The 17,960-nt window shown below is 71.9% G+C and carries 15 protein-coding genes and 1 pseudogene; 4 read left to right on the top strand and 12 right to left on the bottom strand.

The features are described from left to right. Positions 1 to 292 precede the first annotated feature (292 nt). The gene (locus tag BM430_RS08770; RefSeq protein ID WP_093566854.1) at positions 293 to 2,935 is read right to left on the bottom strand and encodes an MMPL family transporter; all 2,643 of its coding nucleotides are present in this window, start codon (positions 2,933 to 2,935) and stop codon (positions 293 to 295) included. Between the two features lie 403 nt (positions 2,936 to 3,338). Here BM430_RS08770 and ispH point away from each other — a divergent pair. Beyond that, positions 3,339 to 4,290: pseudogene (ispH, locus tag BM430_RS08765) on the top strand (4-hydroxy-3-methylbut-2-enyl diphosphate reductase). Positions 4,291 to 4,412: 122 nt separating this feature from the next. Further along, on the top strand, positions 4,413 to 5,567 hold the full coding sequence (gene hpnH / locus BM430_RS08760; RefSeq protein WP_048449925.1) for an adenosyl-hopene transferase HpnH: 1,155 nt from the start codon (positions 4,413 to 4,415) through the stop codon (positions 5,565 to 5,567). Here hpnH and BM430_RS08755 read toward each other — a convergent pair. The 3 genes from BM430_RS08755 to BM430_RS08745 all read right to left on the bottom strand — a co-directional run bounded on the left by BM430_RS08755 (position 5,490) and on the right by BM430_RS08745 (position 7,535). Beyond that, positions 5,490 to 6,230 (bottom strand): phosphorylase, encoded by a 741-nt coding sequence (locus BM430_RS08755; protein ID WP_093566853.1) that lies wholly within the window; start codon positions 6,228 to 6,230, stop codon positions 5,490 to 5,492. The two genes, hpnH and BM430_RS08755, sit on opposite strands and share 78 nt — an antisense overlap. Before the next feature lie 105 nt (positions 6,231 to 6,335). Further along, complete coding sequence (locus BM430_RS08750; RefSeq protein WP_093566852.1) at positions 6,336 to 6,566, bottom strand: hypothetical protein; 231 nt, start codon at positions 6,564 to 6,566, stop codon at positions 6,336 to 6,338. A 75-nt stretch (positions 6,567 to 6,641) separates the two neighbouring features. Beyond that, entirely contained in the window at positions 6,642 to 7,535 is an 894-nt protein-coding gene (locus BM430_RS08745; protein ID WP_093566851.1) for a 3'-5' exonuclease, read from the bottom strand. A 467-nt stretch (positions 7,536 to 8,002) separates the two neighbouring features. Here BM430_RS08745 and ada point away from each other — a divergent pair, with 467 nt between their 5' ends. Next, on the top strand, positions 8,003 to 9,109 hold the full coding sequence (gene ada, locus BM430_RS08740; RefSeq protein ID WP_093566850.1) for a bifunctional DNA-binding transcriptional regulator/O6-methylguanine-DNA methyltransferase Ada: 1,107 nt from the start codon (positions 8,003 to 8,005) through the stop codon (positions 9,107 to 9,109). 222 nt (positions 9,110 to 9,331) lie between these two features. Beyond that, a complete protein-coding gene (locus BM430_RS08735; protein ID WP_093566849.1) occupies positions 9,332 to 9,547 on the top strand; it encodes a hypothetical protein in 216 nt (71 codons plus the stop codon). A gap of 22 nt (positions 9,548 to 9,569) precedes the next feature. Here BM430_RS08735 and BM430_RS08730 read toward each other — a convergent pair whose 3' ends face one another. The 8 genes from BM430_RS08730 to purU form a co-directional block, all read right to left on the bottom strand. Next, positions 9,570 to 10,286: a ribonuclease activity regulator RraA gene (locus tag BM430_RS08730; protein WP_210188424.1), complete on the bottom strand. Its 717-nt coding sequence runs from the start codon at positions 10,284 to 10,286 to the stop codon at positions 9,570 to 9,572. 391 nt (positions 10,287 to 10,677) lie between these two features. Next, positions 10,678 to 11,154, bottom strand: coding sequence for a hypothetical protein (locus BM430_RS08725; protein WP_093566848.1), 477 nt, complete (start codon positions 11,152 to 11,154; stop codon positions 10,678 to 10,680). A 78-nt stretch (positions 11,155 to 11,232) separates the two neighbouring features. Beyond that, positions 11,233 to 12,852, bottom strand: coding sequence for an ABC transporter ATP-binding protein (locus tag BM430_RS08720; RefSeq protein ID WP_093566847.1), 1,620 nt, complete (start codon positions 12,850 to 12,852; stop codon positions 11,233 to 11,235). Then, positions 12,849 to 13,961 carry an ABC transporter permease subunit gene (locus tag BM430_RS08715; protein WP_093566846.1) on the bottom strand — a complete coding sequence of 371 codons (1,113 nt, stop codon included), beginning with the start codon at positions 13,959 to 13,961 and terminating at the stop codon, positions 12,849 to 12,851. Before BM430_RS08715 ends, BM430_RS08720 begins: the two co-directional genes overlap by 4 nt. After that, positions 13,958 to 14,881, bottom strand: coding sequence for an ABC transporter permease (locus tag BM430_RS08710; protein ID WP_093566845.1), 924 nt, complete (start codon positions 14,879 to 14,881; stop codon positions 13,958 to 13,960). Before BM430_RS08710 ends, BM430_RS08715 begins: the two co-directional genes overlap by 4 nt. Beyond that, positions 14,878 to 16,494 carry a peptide ABC transporter substrate-binding protein gene (locus BM430_RS08705; RefSeq protein ID WP_093566898.1) on the bottom strand — a complete coding sequence of 539 codons (1,617 nt, stop codon included), beginning with the start codon at positions 16,492 to 16,494 and terminating at the stop codon, positions 14,878 to 14,880. The genes BM430_RS08710 and BM430_RS08705 overlap by 4 nt, the downstream gene beginning before the upstream one ends. An 8-nt stretch (positions 16,495 to 16,502) precedes the next feature. Beyond that, positions 16,503 to 16,937, bottom strand: coding sequence for a GlcG/HbpS family heme-binding protein (locus BM430_RS08700; RefSeq protein WP_093566844.1), 435 nt, complete (start codon positions 16,935 to 16,937; stop codon positions 16,503 to 16,505). A 137-nt stretch (positions 16,938 to 17,074) separates the two neighbouring features. Next, positions 17,075 to 17,938, bottom strand: coding sequence for a formyltetrahydrofolate deformylase (purU, locus tag BM430_RS08695; protein WP_093566843.1), 864 nt, complete (start codon positions 17,936 to 17,938; stop codon positions 17,075 to 17,077). Positions 17,939 to 17,960: the final 22 nt, after the last annotated feature.

The raw sequence follows: 17,960 nt of genomic DNA, 5'->3' as shown, positions 1-17,960 counted from the left end.
CGCGCGGGGCAAACGGGCACGAGAACATGGACGTGCGAAGAAGACGCGGGAGAGCGGGGCGCTACGGCGGCGTGGGCCGCGAGACCGGTATGGCTCGATCCTGCATCATGATTCGTGGCCTAGCACGGGCCTTCGCTGCGCCGCAACGGGGCTGGGCGACTTTAATCCCGAAACGACAAAGCGCGCGGCCCTTTCCGGGCCCGGCAAGGGGCGAGGCGGGGCGGCCGGTCGCAAAAAACCCGCCCCTCGGTCGAGGAGCGGGTTTTTTTCGATCGCGGAACTCCGTCCGGCGTCAGGCCGGGATCAGCGGATCCCGCCGGGCCGCGTTCTCCGGCGCCCCGTCCTTGGCCTTCTGCTTCGGGGGCGGGCCGAGGAAGGCCGGCACGATGAAGAACGCGGCGACGAGAGTGAAGAACAGCGACAGGGCGAGCAGCTTGCCCATGCTGGCGGTGCCCGGGTGGCTCGACAGAACCAGCGAGCCGAAGGCGGTGCCCGTGGTGAGCGCCGAGAAGAAGATCGCCCGGGTCAGGCTCGAGGCCAGCATGTCGGCGACGCCGGCCCGCCAGGCGATCACGTAGTAGATGTGGAAGGCCACGCCCACTGCCAGCATCAGCGGCAGCGCGATGATGTTGGCGAAGTTCAGCGGCATGCCGATCAGGTACAGCGCCTCCAGCGTCCACAGGGTGGCGAGCACCAGCGGGCCGAGGGCCATGGCGACGTCCCAGGGCCGGCGCAGGGCCACCGACAGGATGATGAAGATCGAGAGCAGCGCCAGCAGGCCCGCCTCGATGAAGGCGCCGAGGATGGTGTGGCTCGACCGGGTGGTGGCGACCGGCGCGCCGGTGGCGTGCGGGGCGACGCTCAGCACTTCCTTCGAGAAGCGCCGCAGCACCGCGTTGTCGTTCGAGTTGCCCTTCGGCTGGACCTCGATCCGGGCCTTGCCGTCGGCGGCGATCCAGTCGGAGCGGATCTGCGCCGGCAGGTTCTCCAGGGTGATCTTGGCCGGGGCGAGCAGGCTGCGCAGGCGGGTGAGCAACGCCTTGAGGTTCGGCACCACCGCGTTGGCGGCGGCCTCGCGCACCGGCGGCTCGGCGCCGGCGAGGCGGTCGAGGGTGTCGGTGAAGCCCTGGATCGTGGCGAGCGGCCCGGAGGCATTAGCCCCTTGGGCGCCCTGCGAGATGCCGCGCAACGCCGTTACGGCGTTGCGGATCGCCGTCACCACCTCGCGGTCGTTCGGCGCCGGCGCCACGCGGGGCGGGCTGAGCACCGGGCCGAGAACCTGCGCGGCGTCCTCGATGGTCGCGAGCTTCTGGTCCTGGTCGGCGGGCACGAAGGTGTCGATGTCGATCACCCCGGCGACGCTCGGCAGCGCCATCAGCTTCTTGACCATCGGGGCGATGGCGTCGCGGTTTGGCACCACCACGTCGATGGTGTTGGGGCTGGTCTTCGGGTCCTTGGTCAGGTCGAGATAGGTCGCGACCGATTCCACCTTCGCGCTGCGCAGGTGCATCGGGTTCGAATCGAAGGGCAGCCAGTAGAGGAGCGGCAGGCCCGCCACCGTGACGAGGCCGGTGAGCACCAGGACCAGCTTGCGGTTGGCGAGGATCCAGTGGTCGACCGAGGCCATGCTGGCGGTGCCGACCTCCTGCTTCTCGCCCGGCGGCCGCAGCACGGCGATCAGCGCCGGCAGCATGGTGAGGGAGGCGAGATAGGCGACGATCATGCCGACGCCGGCGATCAGGCCGAGCTCGGACACGCCGCGGAAATCGGTCGGCAGGAACGAGAAGAAGCCGGCGAGCAGCGACACCGCCGCCAACGTCAGCGACCAGCCGACGCCGCGGGCCGCCGAGCGGATCGCCCCTTCGAGATTGGCCTCGGCGAAACGGTCGGCGCGGTAGCGCACGGCGAACTGGATGCCGAAATCGATGCCGAGGCCGACGAACAACGCCGCGAAGGCGACCGAGATCGGGTTCAGCTCCCCGACCATCAGGAGGCCGAGGGCGGCGGTGACGATCAGGCCCGCGAAGGTGGTGATGAGCACCGCGACGACGAGGCTGCCCGAGCGCAGGGCGAGCCACAGGAACAGCACGATGGCGCCGCCGGTGACGGAGTAGTTCAGGCCGGCGTCGTCGGCCAGCGTCGCGAACTCGTCGTCGGCCACCGCGACCTGGCCGGTGAGCCGCACCCGCACGCCGTTGGCCTCGGTCAGACCGAGGTTGCGGGCGGTCTCGCGGATCAGCTGGGTCGCCTTCTCGCCGGGCTGGAGGGCGTCGTAGTCGAGCACCGGCTGGGCGATGACGAAGCGGCGCAGGTCGCTCGGCTCCGCCTTGCCGCCGGCGAGCAGCAGCTGCCACGAGAGCTGCGCCGGCTCGCCCTTGAGGACGCGGTCGAACGCGTCCTTCATCTGGCCCATCGGGCCGACGAGGTCCTCGGGCTTGGCCTGGCCGGCCTTCACCCCCTGAGCCCCCATCACCATCGCCTGCATGATGCCGCGCAAGGACGGGTCGGCGGCGAGCGGCCCGAGCAGGCCCTGCTGCTGGATCAGCTTCTCGGTGGTCTGCTCCAGGTCCTTCTGGGGCATCAAGAGCAGGCCGTTCTTGTCGAAGAACGGGCCGCCGTCGGGCCGGTAGACCACCGGCAGCAGGTCCTTGCGCGAGGACAGGGCCTGGGTCAGGCGGTTCGCCGCCTCCTCGGCCTGTTCGGGCGTCTGCCCGTCGATGACGGCGACGAGGAGGTTGCTGCGCTGCGGAAAGGTCTTCTCGAATTGGATCTCGTCCTGGCGCCAGGGCACGTCCGACGTGATCAGGCGCTCGACGTCGGTGTTGATCCGGAAGAGGTGCGCCGCCGTGACGGCGCTCGCGACGGTGAGCAGCAGCGCCGCCACGAGGACGAGCCAGCGCCGGTGTACGGAAAACGCCACGAGCCGTTCGATCACGATGCGAAGCCTGCCTCTAGCTCGCGGGCCACGCGGCGGCCCGGTAAAATCCTGATGATCGGCCCGACGGCCCCGCCGGGACGGCTTTGTCCCGTGCAAGGCCCGCACCGGACGGGACCAAGGTAGCGCGCGGGGCGGCGGCGCCCATGGTCGCGGGGTGCGTCGGCGTCACGGCCACGCTCGGAGGAGCCCGTCCGTGGCGCGCTAGGTAATGACCCGCAGGCCCGAATGCAACGCATTGGTCCGAAACGGATCCCCGAGCCGGGCCGCCTCCGTCGCCCACAGGAGCCGCGAGGGCTCGGCTTTACGCCGTCGCGGCGGGCGCCCTACACCTCGGGGCGGAAAGGGCTTTCGGCCGGGGCCGAGCCCGGACCGGGGTCGCGGCGAGAGGGACGGAGGACAGGTGGCGGGAACGGGGGAGAACGGGCTCGACCTCGTGCTGGCCCAGCCGAGGGGCTTCTGCGCCGGGGTGGTGCGGGCCGTCGACATCGTCGAGCGTGCGCTCGCCCAGGGGGACCGCACGGTCTATGTCCGCCACGAGATCGTCCATAACGGCCGCGTCGTCGCCGACCTGAAGGCCAAGGGCGCCCGCTTCGTCGAGAGCCTCGGCGAGGTGCCGGACGGGGCGACCACGATCTTCTCGGCCCACGGCGTGTCGCGGGCGGTCGAGGCTGAGGCCGCGCGCCGGGGGCTGCCCGTCATCGACGCGACCTGCCCGCTCGTCGCCAAGGTCCACAAGCAAGGGCAACTCTACGCCGCCCAGGGGCGCACCGTGATCCTGGTGGGCCACGCCGGCCACGCCGAGGTCGAGGGCACGCTCGGGCGGATCGACGGCGCGGTCCGCCTCGTCGGCAGCGTCGCGGAGGCGGAACGCCTCGATCTGCCCGCCGAGACGAAGCTCGCCTACGTCACCCAGACGACGCTCAGCGTCGACGACACGCGGGCGATCATCGCCGGTGCTGGCCCGGCGCTTCCCCGACCTCGTCGGGCCTTCGACCCGGGACATCTGCTACGCGACCCAGAACCGCCAGGCCGCCGTGCGGGCGCTGGCCGAGGTCGCCGACGCGATCCTGGTGGTCGGCGCGCGCAATTCCTCGAACTGCAACCGCCTGCGCGAGATCGCCGCCGAGGCAGGCCGGCCGAGCCACCTCGTCGAGGGAGCGGAGGACCTGGAACGAATCACCCTCGACGGCGTGCGCATCCTCGGCCTGACCGCCGGGGCCTCGACCCCCGAGGTGGTCATCGCCGAGGTGATTGCTGCGCTGCAGCGTCGCACCCCCCTGCGGATTTCTACTCTTCCGGGCGTTATCGAGAGCGTGAACTTCCCGCTCCCGTCGAGTTTGGGCCACAGTTAGGCGCTTCCGCGTCCAGGCTGGACCCTTTCGAACCTAGCTTGCTGGAAATCCGCCACTTTTCGGGCTAATCAGCCCGCTTGGCACAGCACTCGACACGAACCACGACACAAGGAGCCTTGGTCTTGGGCATTCCTCTCCGGTACGTCGCGAAGATCGGCGGCTACATCCTCAAGCAGCACCTCACCGGCCGCAAGCGCTACCCGCTTGTCATGATGATGGAGCCGTTGTTCCGGTGCAATCTCGCCTGCGCAGGCTGCGGCAAGATCGACTATCCGGACGAGATCCTCAACAAGCGCCTGCCGGTCGACGAAGCACTCGAGTCGGTCCGCGAGTGCGGTGCACCCGTCGTGGTCATCGCCGGCGGCGAGCCGCTGCTGCACAAGGACCTGCCGCAGATCGTCGAGGGCATCATCGCCCAGAAGAAGTTCGCGATCGTCTGCACCAACGCGCTTCTCCTCGAGAAGAAGATCGCGCAATACAAGCCGAGCCCGTACTTCACCTGGTCGATCCATCTCGATGGCGACAAGGAGATGCACGATCAGTCGGTGTGCCAGCGCGGCGTCTACGACAAGGCGGTGGCGGCGATCCAGAAGGCCAAGGAGATGGGCTTCCGGGTCACGATCAACTGCACCTTCTTCAACAACTCCTCGGCCGACAAGATCGCCGACTTCTTCGACAGCGTGACCCGGATGGGCATCGACGGCATCACCGTCTCGCCCGGCTACGCCTACGAGCGCGCCCCCGACCAGCAGCACTTCCTCAACCGCCGGGCGACCAAGGACCTGTTCCGCGGCGTGTTCCGCCTCGGCAAGGAGAAGGGCCGCGAGAAGTGGACCTTCCAGCAGTCGGGCCTGTTCCTCGACTTCCTGGCCGGCAACCAGACCTACCATTGCACCCCGTGGGGCAACCCGACCCGGACGGTCTTCGGCTGGCAGAAGCCGTGCTACCTGCTCGGCGAGGGCTACGCCAAGACCTTCAAGGAGCTGATGGAGACCACGGACTGGGACGCCTACGGCACCGGCAACTACGAGAAGTGCGCCGACTGCATGGTGCATTCCGGGTACGAGGCGTCCTCGGTGGTCGATTCGGTGAAGAAGCCCTGGAAGCCGGTGATCTACGCCCTGCGCGGGATCAAGACCGAGGGCGAGATGGCTCCCGAGATCTCCCTCGAGAACCAGCGCCCGGCCGAGTTCGTGTTCTCACGCAACGTCGCGCAGAAGCTCTCCGAGATCCGGGACGCCAAGGCCGACGCCAAGAAGCGCGCGACAGCGGCCTAACGCGGCGAAGGCCGCCGACGAGTCGCGGGCGAGGCGAACCAGCCCGCCCACGCTCGCCGAGCGACGCGCCAGAGCCGCCAGGACGGCGAGGATATCGGGCTCGCCGTCCGGCTTGAGGGCCTTGGCGATCGCCGCCGGCAGGGCCCGGTCGGCGGGGTCGCACACCACCCGTACCGCGCAGAACGGCAGGCCGTGCGCCTCGGCGAAGGCCGCCGCGACCTGCGATTCCATGTCGACCACCGCGGCGCCGGTCTCGGCGCGCAGAAGCGCCTTGGCGTGCGGCGACAAAACCGCCGCCTCCACGCCCGCCACATCGGCCTGGATCACCCGCACCGGCGCGTCCGCCAGACGCCGGGCCAAAGCCGCGACGACCTGCGGATGCGCGGCGATCCGCTGCCTGCCGGCCACCACGCCGGTCGCCACCACGACGTCGCCCGGCACGAGGTCGGGATCGAGCCCGCCGGCGATGCCGATGCTCATCACCGCCCGGCAGCCCGGGCCGTCGCGCCCCTTCAGCAACTCGCGCAACCGCTCCGGATTGCCCCCGGCCCCCACCGTCGCCACGCCGGGGCCCGCGGCGAGCCGCGCCTCGCGGGCGAGCCCTGTCACGGCCAGCACGGGATTGGGCCCGTTCGGACCCTTGGTGTCCTCGACGACGATCATGCGGGGCTCTGGGGAGATGCGGCAGGGGGAGGATGTGCGAGGCATCCCTCATACCAGAGCGGGTGGGGCGGTCCTGTGGCGCCGGTGTCACGGGTGGGGCCGGGATCAGGCCGTCTCGTAGAACAGGAACCGTCCCTCTGGCCGTAACTGCGGCAAGCAGTCGAAGTCGACGACGTTCGCGGTGAGCAGGGCGCAGCCGAGCCGGCGCGCCTGAAAGAACAGCGTGCAATCGTGCAGCGCCTTCATGCGCCTGTCCTTGGCGTAGCCCTGGAGGCGACACAGGAGGCCGGCATAGATCGCGGCGGCGGTCATCACGTCCTCGGCGGGCAGGTGCACGCGGTGCGAGGGGATTCTGTCGAGGATTCTGCGGATGGCCGCGACGTTCGCTGTCTCGCGCGACCCCGCACCATGTCACGATTCCGGATCGGCCCGCGTCGAGAACCGGTCGCGGGCGGTGAAGCGGTCGGCCGGCAGGCCGGAGGGCAGGGTGCCGCGATAGATCTCGCGCGAGAGGAACGACCGCTCGATCTCGATCTGCTCCTCGTCGAGGTCGACGTACCAGCAGCGGCGCCGGGGCGACCAGCGGTAGTTGCGGTCCTTGAGCCGGTCCTTGAGGGCGATCGGCGCGTCGGAGGCCCAGAGCCGCACGGTCGGCCGGCGCGCCGCCTCGAGCAGGGCGGCGAGCGCCAGGCGCCCCGAGACGCGCAAGGGCCGGGCGAGGATCGCCAGCAGCGCCTCGCAATCGTCGATCGCCCGGTGGCCGTTGTGGAAATGGCCGTGATCGGCGAGCAGGTGGCCGAGCCGCATGCCCTCGTGCCCTTCATTCCGCCACGGGATCTGGTGGCAGGAGCAGGCCCAGTTGCGCGAGACGAAGATCGGCCAGCGCCGCTCGCACATCTGCCGGTCGAAGCGGGCATTGTGGGCGATGACGACGCGGGCCTCCGCGGCGAGCGCCGCCACCGCGGTATCGTCGATGCGCTGGCCGGCGACGTCGGCATCGGTGATGCCGGTGAGGCGCACCACCGCCTCGGGGATCGGGCCGGAGGGCTGGTGGAGCTGGTTGAATCGCTCCAGCACCCGGTAGATCCGGCCGCTGGCGCCGTACTCGAACTTGATGATGCCGAGCTCGATCACCTCGTCCGCCGTGACGTCGATGCCGGTGGTCTCGGTGTCGAGGATCAGGCCGACGAAGGTCGGCTCGTCCGGCGTCTCGTCCGGCGGCACGAAGGCGCCGAGACGGCGCAGCACCCGGTACTCGCCGGTGCGCTCCAGGATGGCGGCGATGTCGTCGAGCGCGTCGGTCAAGCGGCGGTCTTCCTGGCCTACCGCGCCGCGCGGCGGCGCGTGTCGTTCCTTGAACCCGGATTAAACCCGGGCCCGCCGCCGGGCCAAGAGCCCTGCCGCCACGCTCCACCGTATTCGCATCCGGCAAACGAACCGTGGCGCCGTCGCCGCGGCAAGGTCCCGGCCACGACAAAAAAGCCCCGCGGCCTTGCGGCAGCGGGGCAGTCGAGGAGATCCGAGAGACGAGCGCCGGCAGGGGAGAGGGGAGGGCCGGCGGGTGCGACGGGCCGCCTCCTGCCGCCCGATCGGGGGTCCAACCTCCCGCCGCTGGTCCGGTTTCGGGGGGAAGCGCCAGAAACGCGTCCGGAGTAAACCTGTGGCAAGACGCGGCCGGAATCCTGCGCGGAATTCGGCAGCAAGCGCCGGGATGCGCGGGTGGGCCGAGCGGGGCGAGGATGGCGCCATCGCCAGACAGGGAGGCAGACGTCATGCGCAACCTGGAGACCGAACTTTCGGATTTGGGGGCGGCCTCGGGCAGCATCCCGTTCCTCGATGACGCGGCGCGCTTCGCCGCCATCGCCCGCCGCGACCGGGCGGCGGACGGCCTCTTCGTCTACGCGGTGCGCAGCACCGGCGTGTATTGCCGGCCGAGCTGCGCCGCCCGCCCGGCCCGGCCCGAAAACGTCAGCTTCCACCCGACCTGCGCGGCGGCGGAAGACGCGGGCTTCCGGGCCTGCCGGCGCTGCCGGCCGAACGAGGCGAGCTTGCCCGAGCGCCAGGCCGAGGCGGTGGCCCGGGCCTGCCGGCTGATCGAGGCGGCGGAGGCGCCGCCGGCGCTCGCCGACCTCGCGGCGGCAGCCGCCTTGAGCCCCTACCACTTCCACCGGGTGTTCAAGCAGGTCACCGGGGTGACGCCGCGGGCCTACGGCGCGGCGCATCGCGCGGCGCGGGCGGCGGAGGGCCTGCGGCAGGGCGGAACGGTGACCGCGGCGATCTTCGAGGCCGGCTACGGCGCGGCGAGCCGGTTCTACGCCGCCGCGCCGGCGCGCCTCGGCATGACGCCCACGGCCTATCGCCGGGGCGGGGAGGGCGCGGCGATTCGCTTCGCGGTCGGCGCCTGCTCGCTCGGCCACGTCCTGGTGGCGGCGACGGAGACCGGCGTGTGCGCGATCCTCCTCGGCGACGATCCCGACGCCCTGCTGCGCGACCTCCAGGACCGCTTCCCGAAGGCGGCCCTGACGGGCGGAGATCATGAGTTCGAGGCGGTGGTGGCGCAGGCCGTCGGCCTCGTCGAGGCGCCCGGCCGGGGCACGGCCCTGCCGCTCGACATCGGCGGCACCGCCTTCCAGCAGCGGGTGTGGCAGGCCCTGCGGGCGATCCCGCCGGGGCGCACCGCGACCTACGCCGAGGTCGCCCAGGCGATCGGCGCGCCCGCGGCGGCCCGGGCGGTGGCGCTCGCCTGCGGCGCTAATCCGATCGCGGTGGCGATTCCCTGCCACCGGGTGGTGCGGCAGGACGGCGGCCTCTCGGGCTACCGCTGGGGCGTCGACCGCAAGCGGGCGCTCCTCGACCGGGAGCGGGCGGACAGGGGCTGATCGCGGACCGCGTTCCGGACGGCGGCGCGCCGCTCCGACCGGCCGGTCCGCGATGCGGGACGGCTTGAGCCTTCCTTTAAGGAATACGGGACGGATTTTGCGCCGGCGACGGATCGACGGGCCGGGACGGGCGTTCTGGTACTGATCCCTTCCGCAAAGGTTGTGGCCGGGGTCGAGGGGACCATCCACCGCGCGAGCCTCCCCGCCTGGAGCGCCCAACCCATGTCGTGCCGCCACAACGCCGTCGCTCCCCTGCCGCACATGATCGCGACGGCGCCCTCGCACCTGCGCAAGTGGCGCCGCTTCCCGCGGACCTTGCCGCCGGCGGCCAACGACAACGTGCGGCGGGGCAGCGCCGCCGAGGCCGGACTCTGGGCCGCGGCGCTCGGCGCCACCGCCACGATGGTGGCGGTGCTGCTCGTCGGGATGATGGTGTGAGGCGCGATTCGATGCGCCCGGCTCAGCGGCCGGTCTTCTGCCGCCAGGCCGCGAAATCGGCCTTGGCCTGCTCGTCGATCAGCGGATAGAGGCCGATCACGGCGCGGCCGTTCTGGACCTCCTCCAGCACGAAATCCTCGAACACCGTCATCTCGGCCGCTTCCGCCGCGACCTCGTCGGCGATGTTCGCCGGGATCACGATCACGCCCTCGGCGTCGCCCACCACCACGTCGCCGGGCCACACCGCGACGTCGCCGCAGCCGATCGGCACGTTGATGTCGAGGGCCTGGTGCAGGGTCAGGTTCGTCGGCGCGGAGGGGCGGTTGTGGTAGGCCGGGAAGGGCAGGGCGCCGATCTCGGGCGAATCGCGAAAGCCGCCATCGGTGACGACGCCAGCCGCGCCGCGCTTCATCAGCCGCGTCACCAGGATCGCGCCAGCCGATGCCGCGCGCGGGTTCTTGCGGCTGTCCATCACCAGCACCGCGCCCTCGGGGCACTGGTCGACGGCGACGCGCTGCGGGTGGGTGGGATCGCGGAACACCGCGAGCGTGTTCAGGTCCTCGCGGGCCGGGATGTAGCGCAGGGTGTAGGCCTCGCCGACCATCGTCCCGGCATTCGGGTTGAGGGGGCGCACGTCCTGGATGAACTGGTTGCGCAGGCCACGCTTGTACAGGGCGGTGGCCAGGGTCGCGGTGCTGACGGTCTTCAGCGTCGCGCGGGTCTCGGGGCTCAGGGGCATCGTTGCTCTCCGGTCGGGGGCGCGGCCGGGGACGATCCGGGAAGCCCGGCCCTTGCGGGCTGTGTCGCCCGCGTCCGCTCCTCCCCACCGCACCGGACGGCTTCGCCGCTCCGCGGCCACCCGGGGGTGGCCTGTTGACGCGCGCATTGAAGCACTAATGTTTTAGTACATCAACTAGGACGGTGCAGGATGTGGCGCGGATGAACCCTCCCCCCTCTGCGGGGGAGGGTGGCCCCTGCGTCAGCAGGGGTCGGGAGAGGGGCAGCGCGACGCCGATCCAGAGGGCGCCTCTCACAACGGGTGGGTCACTTCCGGAAGCGTGGTCCCCTCTCCCGCCCGGCTCCGCCGGACACCCTCCCCCCCGCAGGGGGGGGAGGGTTCTGTCCGCACCTCACTTCTTGCGCGGCGCCGGCGGCGGGGGAGCCGGGGGCTCGTCGCCGCCCTCGTCGGCTTCGCCGCCGCCGATCGTCGACTTGAGGGCGAAGGCGACGAGCGGGCTCGCGACGTCGACCAATTCGGCCTTGGTCAGGCCGTCCTTCGGATCGTAGGTGCCGACCAGCATCACGGTGCGGTTCTCGGTCTTGGCGAGGTCGAGCCCGTCGCCGGCGACCGCCATCGGCTTGCCGGCGATCTCGTCGGCCTTGCGGTCGTTGGTGAACAGCACCGTGACCTTGCCGCCCTTGACCACGCCGACGTAGCAGGTCTCCTCCGGCGTGCGGCAGGGAAAGAGCATCGCGGCGGCCGGATCGGGCTGCGGCGCCTCCCTCTGTGGCGGCGGCGCCTTCGGGGGAGCCTTCGGGGCCGGCTGGGCGGCGGCCGGGATCGCGGCGGTGAGCGCGAGCAGCGTGAGGGCGAGCGCGGTACGCATGGTCTCGGTCTCCAGAAGATTGCCCTATCGGAAGGCGCCAAGTCGGAAGGCGCCAAGTGGCGCGGATTCCGGGGGCGTTCAAGGCTCCGGACGGCTCACGCCTGCGCGAGAGGCATCGAGATCGGCCGCCGTGACGAGGTCCCGGGTATAGGCCTCGCGCGGGCGCTCCAGCACGGCGGCGGTCGGGCCGCGCTCGACCTCGCGGCCGTGGCGCAGCACCAGCACCGTGTCGGCGAGGGCCCGGACCACCGCGAGGTCGTGCGAGATGAACAGGTAGGCGAGGCCGTGCGCCGCCTGGAGGTCGCGCAAGAGAGCGACGATGTCGCGCTGCACCGTGCGATCGAGGGCGGAGGTCGGTTCGTCGAGCACGACGAGACGCGGGCGCAGGACCAGCGCCCGGGCGATGGCGATGCGCTGGCGCTGCCCGCCCGAGAAGGCGTGCGGGAAGCGGTGGCGCCAAGCCGGATCCAGGCGCACCTCGGCGAAGGCCGTGGCCGCCCGGGCGTCGCGCCCGGCCGCGCTCAAGCCCGGTTCGTGGATCCGCAGGCCCTCGGCCACGATCTCGCCGGCGGTGAGGCGGGGCGAGAGCGAGCCCATCGGGTCCTGAAACACCGGCTGGAAGCCGCGGCGCAGGGGCCGCAAGGCGGCGCGGTCGAGCGCCGTCAGGTCGCGGTCCTCGAACCGCACCAGGCCGTGAGCGGCGGGTTCGAGGCGGATCAGCGCCCGGCCGAGGCTCGACTTGCCCGAGCCCGACTCGCCAACGATTCCGAGGGTCTGGCCCGCCCGCAGGGTGAGGTCGATGCCGGCGACCGCGAGGCGCGGCGCCTCCGCCCGCAGGAAGAGCCGCCTTCCCGGATAGGCGACCGACACGCCCCGCGCCTCCAGCACCACCGGGGCCGTATCGGGCACCGGCGCCTTCCGGCCGGCGGGTTCGGCGCCGAGGAGGTCGCGGGTCTCGGGCGCGCGCGGGGCGCGAAACAGCTCCGCCGTCGGCCCGGCCTCGACGAGACGGCCGGCGCGCAGGACCGCGGTGCGCCCGGCGATGCGCCGCACCAGCCGCAGGTCGTGGGTGATGAACAGGAGCGCGAGGCCGAGGCGCGCTTTCAGGTCGGCGAGCAGCGCCAGGATCTGCGCCTGCACGGTGACGTCGAGCGCCGTGGTCGGCTCGTCGGCGATGAGGAGGTCGGGCTCGCCGGCGAGCGCCATCGCGATCATCACCCGCTGGCGCTCGCCGCCCGAGAGTTCGTGCGGATAGGCCGTCAGGCGGGAGCCGGCGTCGCGCAGGCCCACGAGGCCGAGGAGTTCCCGCGCCCGCGCGCGCGACGCGCGCCGTCCCATGCCGCGATGGGCCCGCAGGGGCAGGGCGATCTGGTGGCCGATCGAGAAGAGCGGGTCGAGGGCCGTCATCGGCTCCTGGAACACCAGGCCGATGCGGGCGCCGCGGATCCGGTCGAGGGCGGGGCGAGGAAGCGTCGTCAGCTCGGTGCCGTCGAAGCGCACGGAGCCCGTCACCCGCGCCTGCGGCGGCAGCAGGCCCATCACGGCGAGCGCGACCTGGCTCTTGCCCGAGCCCGATTCGCCGACGAGGGCCAGGGTCTCGCCCCGCGCGAGGTCGAGGTCGAGGCCGTCGAGCGCGGTGACGCCGGAATCCGGGTAGCGCACGGTCAGGCCGCGCAGGGACAGGAGGTTCGCGTTCACGCGCCCTCCCGCGGGTCGAGGGCGTCGCGCAGGCGTTCGCCGAGCAGCGTCAGGGCCACGAGGGTGACGACCAGGAACCCGGCCGGCACAAGCAGCATCCACGGCGCGGTCTCGAGGCTGCGGGCGCCGTCGGCAATCAGCACGCCCCAACTCGTCGCCGGCTCCTGCACGCCGAGGCCGAGGAAGGACAGGAAGCTCTCGAGCAGGATCACCCGGGGCACCATCAGGGCCGCGAAGGCGACGACGGGCCCGAGCAGGTTCGGCACCACGTGCCGGCGCAGGATCGCCGCCGTCGAGAGGCCCAAGGCCTCCGCCGCCCGGACGTAGTCGCGCCGGCGGATGGCTTGCGCCTCGGCCCGGACGATGCGGGCCATGTCGAGCCACTCGACGGCGCCGACCGCGACGAAGATCAGCGCCACCGAGCGGCCGAAGAACACCACCAGCATGATGACGAAGAACACGAAGGGCAGCGAGTAGAGGATGTCGACGAGGCGCATCATCGCCGCGTCGACCCGTCCGCCGAGGGTGCCGGCGAGCGCGCCGTACACGACGCCGATGCCGAGCGCCACCGCGGTCGCCATCAGGCCGAGCGCCAGGGACAGGCACCCGGCGACGAGGGTGCGGGTGAGAAGGTCGCGCCCGAGCGCGTCGGTCCCGGCGAGGAAGCGCAGCGAGCGTAACGGCGCCTCCACCGTGAGCCGCCGACCGTCCTCGGAACGGGCGAGGATGCGGGCCTCCCCGAAGGTATCGGAGCGGGAGAAGAAGGTCAGCACCCGCGGGTCCACCGGCTTGTCGGAGGCGAGCGTCAGGCGGACCGCCTCGGGCGTCACCGACACGTCCTCGGCCCGCACCCGCATGCGGAAGGCGAGCCGGTCGAGGGCCGGGCGCACGGATTCCGGCTTCGGGTAGAGCGCGAGCGAGGGCGGGGTGCCGGGATAATCGTAGTAGAGCCGGTCGTAGGGGTGGCCGGTGAGGAACGGGCCGATTGTGCAGGCGAGGGCCACGAGGAGCAGCACGGCCGCGCTCGCCCGCGCCAGGCGATCGCCGACGAGGCGCCGTCGGGCGCGCGCGAGGAGCGAAGCCTCGGCGAAGGCCGTGCCGGCACTCACCCGAAATCCCTCAGGCGGGGGTCGATGAGGGCGCAGGCGAGGTCGGACAGGAGGTTGAGCACGAGGACGAACACCGCGATCAGCACCACCGTGCCGAGCACCAGCGTGTAGTCGCGATTGATCGCCCCGTCGACGAAGTAGCGCCCGACCCCCGGCAGGCCGAACACCGTCTCGACCACCACCGAGCCGGTGAGCAGGCCCGCGGCGGCCGGACCGAGATACGACACCACCGGCAGGGCCGCGCCGCGCAACGCATGGAGCACCAGGACACGCGGCGGCAGGCCGAGGGCCCGCAGGGTGCGCCAGTGCGGCCGGTCGAACACCTCGACGAGGCCGGCCCGGGCGAGGCGGGCCACCACCGCGACCTGCGGCAGCGCCAGGGTGACGACCGGCAGGACGAGGTTCTTGGGAGCGCCGTCGTCCCAGCCGCCGACGGGGAGCCAGCGGAGCGACAGCCCGAAGGCGATCTGGAGCAAGGGCGCCACCACGAAGCCCGGCACCGTCAGGGCGAAGGTGCCGAGCGTCGTGACCGCGTGATCGAGCCACGAGCCCCGCCGCAGGGCCGCGAGGCCGCCCAGCAGCGTGCCGAGGACGAGGGAGACGACGAGTGCCAGGCCGCCCAGGGTCATCGAGACTGGCAGGCCGCGGGCGAACAGCTCCGCCACCGAGAGGTCGCGCACCGAGAAGGACGGCCCGAGATTGCCCCGCGCCAGGGCCGCGAGGTAGCGGCCGTACTGGACGAGGAGGGGCTGGTCGAGGCCGTAGACCCGGCGCAGGTTCTCCATCGCGGCGGCCGGCAGCGGCCGCTCCAGGTCGAACGGCCCTCCGGGCGCCAGCCGCACCAGGAAGAACGACAGGGTGACGACGAGGAACAGCGTCGGGACCGCCTGGGCGAGTCGGCGCAGGACGTAAGGAATCATGCCAGCGACAGCCAGCGCGTCGGTGAGACGCCGCGCAGGTTGGGCTGAAAGCCGCGCAGGCGCGGGCCGATCAGGTGCTTGTGCCGGTAATGCAGCAGCGGGATCCAGGGCAGGTCGGCGAGGAAGAGCTCTTCGGCCCGGTAGAGGATCCGGGCCCGGGCCTCGAGGTCGGTCTCGCGGGCGGCGTCGCGCATCAGGGCGTCGTAGGCCGGGTTGGCGTAGCGGCCGGAATTGAAGCCGTCATTGTCGCTCTCGACCAGGAACAGGAAGTTCTGCGGGTCGGCGTAGTCGGCGAGCCAGCTCATCCGCGCGATGTCGAACGGCCCGCCGTCGCGCAGGTAAGCGAAATGGGTCTTGGCGTCGGTGGCGGCGAACGAGGTCGCGACGTTGAGCGGGCGCCATAGATCGGCGATTGCCACCATGGTGTTCCGGTTGTTGTCGGTGATGTTGTAGCGCAGCTCGACCGCGAGCGGTTTTCCGCCCGGGCCGTAGCCGGCCTCGCGCAGGAGCGCCACCGCGGCGTCCTCGCGTTCCAGCGGCGAGAGGTCCCGGCCCGGCATCACCGGCGGCGGCAGCGCGTTGTCGAGCCCGGCGGGCGTCAGCGAATAGGCCGGCAGCATCGTGTCGCCCCACACCGCCTCGGCCAGGAACTCGCGATCGAGGGCGAGCGACAGGGCGCGGCGCACCCGCGCATCGTCGAGGGGGCGCTTCCTCACGTTCACCATCAGCGCCAGCACGCCGAGGGCGGGGTTGAGCACCACGGCGTCGCCGAAGCGGGACTTCAGGGACTTCACCTGGTCGGCGGGCAGATCCTCCAGCGAATCGATCTCGCCGGCGGCGAAGCGGCGCACCGCGGCGGCGAGGTCCGGGGTCGGGATGTACTCGACCTGGGGGATCGCCACCTGGCCGGCCTCGCGGTAATGCGGGTTGCGGATTGCGGTGATGCGGTCGTTCGGCGAGAAATCCTTGAGGCGATAGGCGCCGTTCGACACGAGGTTGCCGGGCCGGGTGAAGGCCTCGCCGAAGCGCGCGAGCGAGGGCCGGTGGACGGGCGTGCTCGCCTGGTGGGCCATCAGCTCGACGAAGTAGGGCGTCGGCTGCGCGAGCCCGATCACCACCGTGCTCGGGTCCGGCGCGGCGACACCGACCGCGTCGACCGGCATCGCCCCGCGATTGACCGCTTCGGCGTTGCGGATCGGTGCGAGCACGCTGGCGTATTTCGCCCCCGTCGCGGGATCGAGCATGCGGCGGAAGCCGTGGACGAAATCGTCGGCGACGACCGGGTCGCCGTTCGACCAGCGCCCGTCGGGACGCAGCCGGAAGGTCCAGGTCAGGCCGTCGGCGGAGGTGGTCCAGCCCGCCGCCGCGCCCGGTACCAGATTGCCGTCGGGGCCGTAGGCGCTCAAGCCCTCGTAGAGGTCGAGGAGGATCGTCGCCTCGGCGACCGTCGAGGTCTTGTGCGGGTCGAGGGTCTCGGGGTCGGCGCCGTTGCCCCGCCGGTAGGCGGCAGGGCCGGCGGCTTGAGGACCGGCGGCGGCTTGGGGACCGGCAGCTTGGGCCGGGCGCACCAGGCTCGCGGCGCCGAGACCCGCCAGAAGATCGCGGCGCCGCATCATTCGGCTCAGGCGCCGGTTTCCGCCTGGAGCCCGGCGGCCGCGATGCCGGCGAGCGCCGCCTTCTCGTCGTTGTCGGAGGTGTCGCCCGAGATGCCGACGGCGCCCACAAGCTTGCCGTCGCGCTTGATCAGCACGCCGCCCGGCACCGGGATCAGGCCGGCCGGACCGGCCACGTGAGTCACCGCGGCGACGAAATAGGCCTGCTCCTCGGCCCGCTTGGCGATGGCCCGCGAGCCGATGCCGAGCGCCAGCGCGCCGTTGGCCTTGCCGGTGGCGATCTCGGAGCGCTTCAGGCTGGTGCCGTCCTCGACGCCGGCCGCCTTGAGGGCGCCGCGGGCATCCAGCACCACGACGGCCAGGGGCTTGAGCCCGAGCTCGCGGCCGGCCTCGAGGGCGGCGGTCACGATGGTCGAGGCGGCGTCGAGGGTGAGGTCGGACATCGTGGTCAAACTCCGGGTCGTCGGGCGAGCGGTCTTCCGCTCGGATGGCCCGGCTTACCCGGTGGGGCGGGCGGCGCCAAGGATGTCGGCCGAGGAGGTCGGCGAAAGAGACCGGCCAAGCGCGCCGCCCCTCGCCCTCAATCGGTGAAGACCACCGTCTTGCGGCCGTTGGCGATCACCCGGTCCTCCAGGACGTAGCGCACGGCGCGGGCCAGCACCCTGCGCTCGATGTCGCGGCCCTTGCGCACGAGGTCGTCGGGGGTGTCGCGGTGCGAGATGCGCTCGACGTCCTGCTCGATGATCGGCCCCTCGTCGAGGTCGCCGGTGACGAGGTGCGAGGTGGCGCCGATCAGCTTCACGCCGCGCTCGTGCGCCTGGTGGTAGGGCTTCGCCCCCTTGAAGCCGGGCAGGAACGAGTGGTGGATGTTGATGCAGCGCCCCGACAGTTTCTGGGCGAGGTCGTCCGACAGGATCTGCATGTAGCGGGCGAGCACCACCAGCTCCGCGCCGGTCTCCTCGACGAGGCGCCACAGGGCGGCCTCCTGCTGCGGCTTGGTGTCGGCGGTGATCGGCAGGTGGTGGAACGGGATGCCGGCGAGGTCGGCGGCGCCGTAGATCTCCCGCGGGTAGTTCGAGACCACGGCGCAGACCTCCATCGGCAATTCGCCGATGCGCCAGCGGTAGAGGAGGTCGTTGAGGCAGTGGTCGAAGCGCGAGACGAGCAGCATCACCCGCCGTCTCTCGGCCCGGTCGCGCAAGGTCCAGTCCATACGGAAGCGCGCGGCGACCGCCTCGAAGCCCGCGGCCAGCGCGTCCCGCCCCGGCTCGCCCTGCACGGGGTTGAACACGATCCGCATGAAGAAGCGGCCGGTCTCGACGTCGTCGAATTGCTGCGCGTCGAGGATGTTGCACCCGGCCTCGAACAGGTAGGCCGAGACGCCGGCCACGATCCCCGGGACGTTGGTGCAGGAGAGGGAGAGGACGTAGGAGGGGGTGGTCATGAGGATTCGGGCCGGTAAGGGA

Origin of the sequence: Methylobacterium sp. 174MFSha1.1 (assembly GCF_900116815.1) — a bacterium.
In the GTDB taxonomy this organism is placed as follows: Bacteria; Pseudomonadota; Alphaproteobacteria; order Rhizobiales; family Beijerinckiaceae; genus Methylobacterium.
This window is presented reverse-complemented; position numbering and strand designations above follow the sequence as displayed.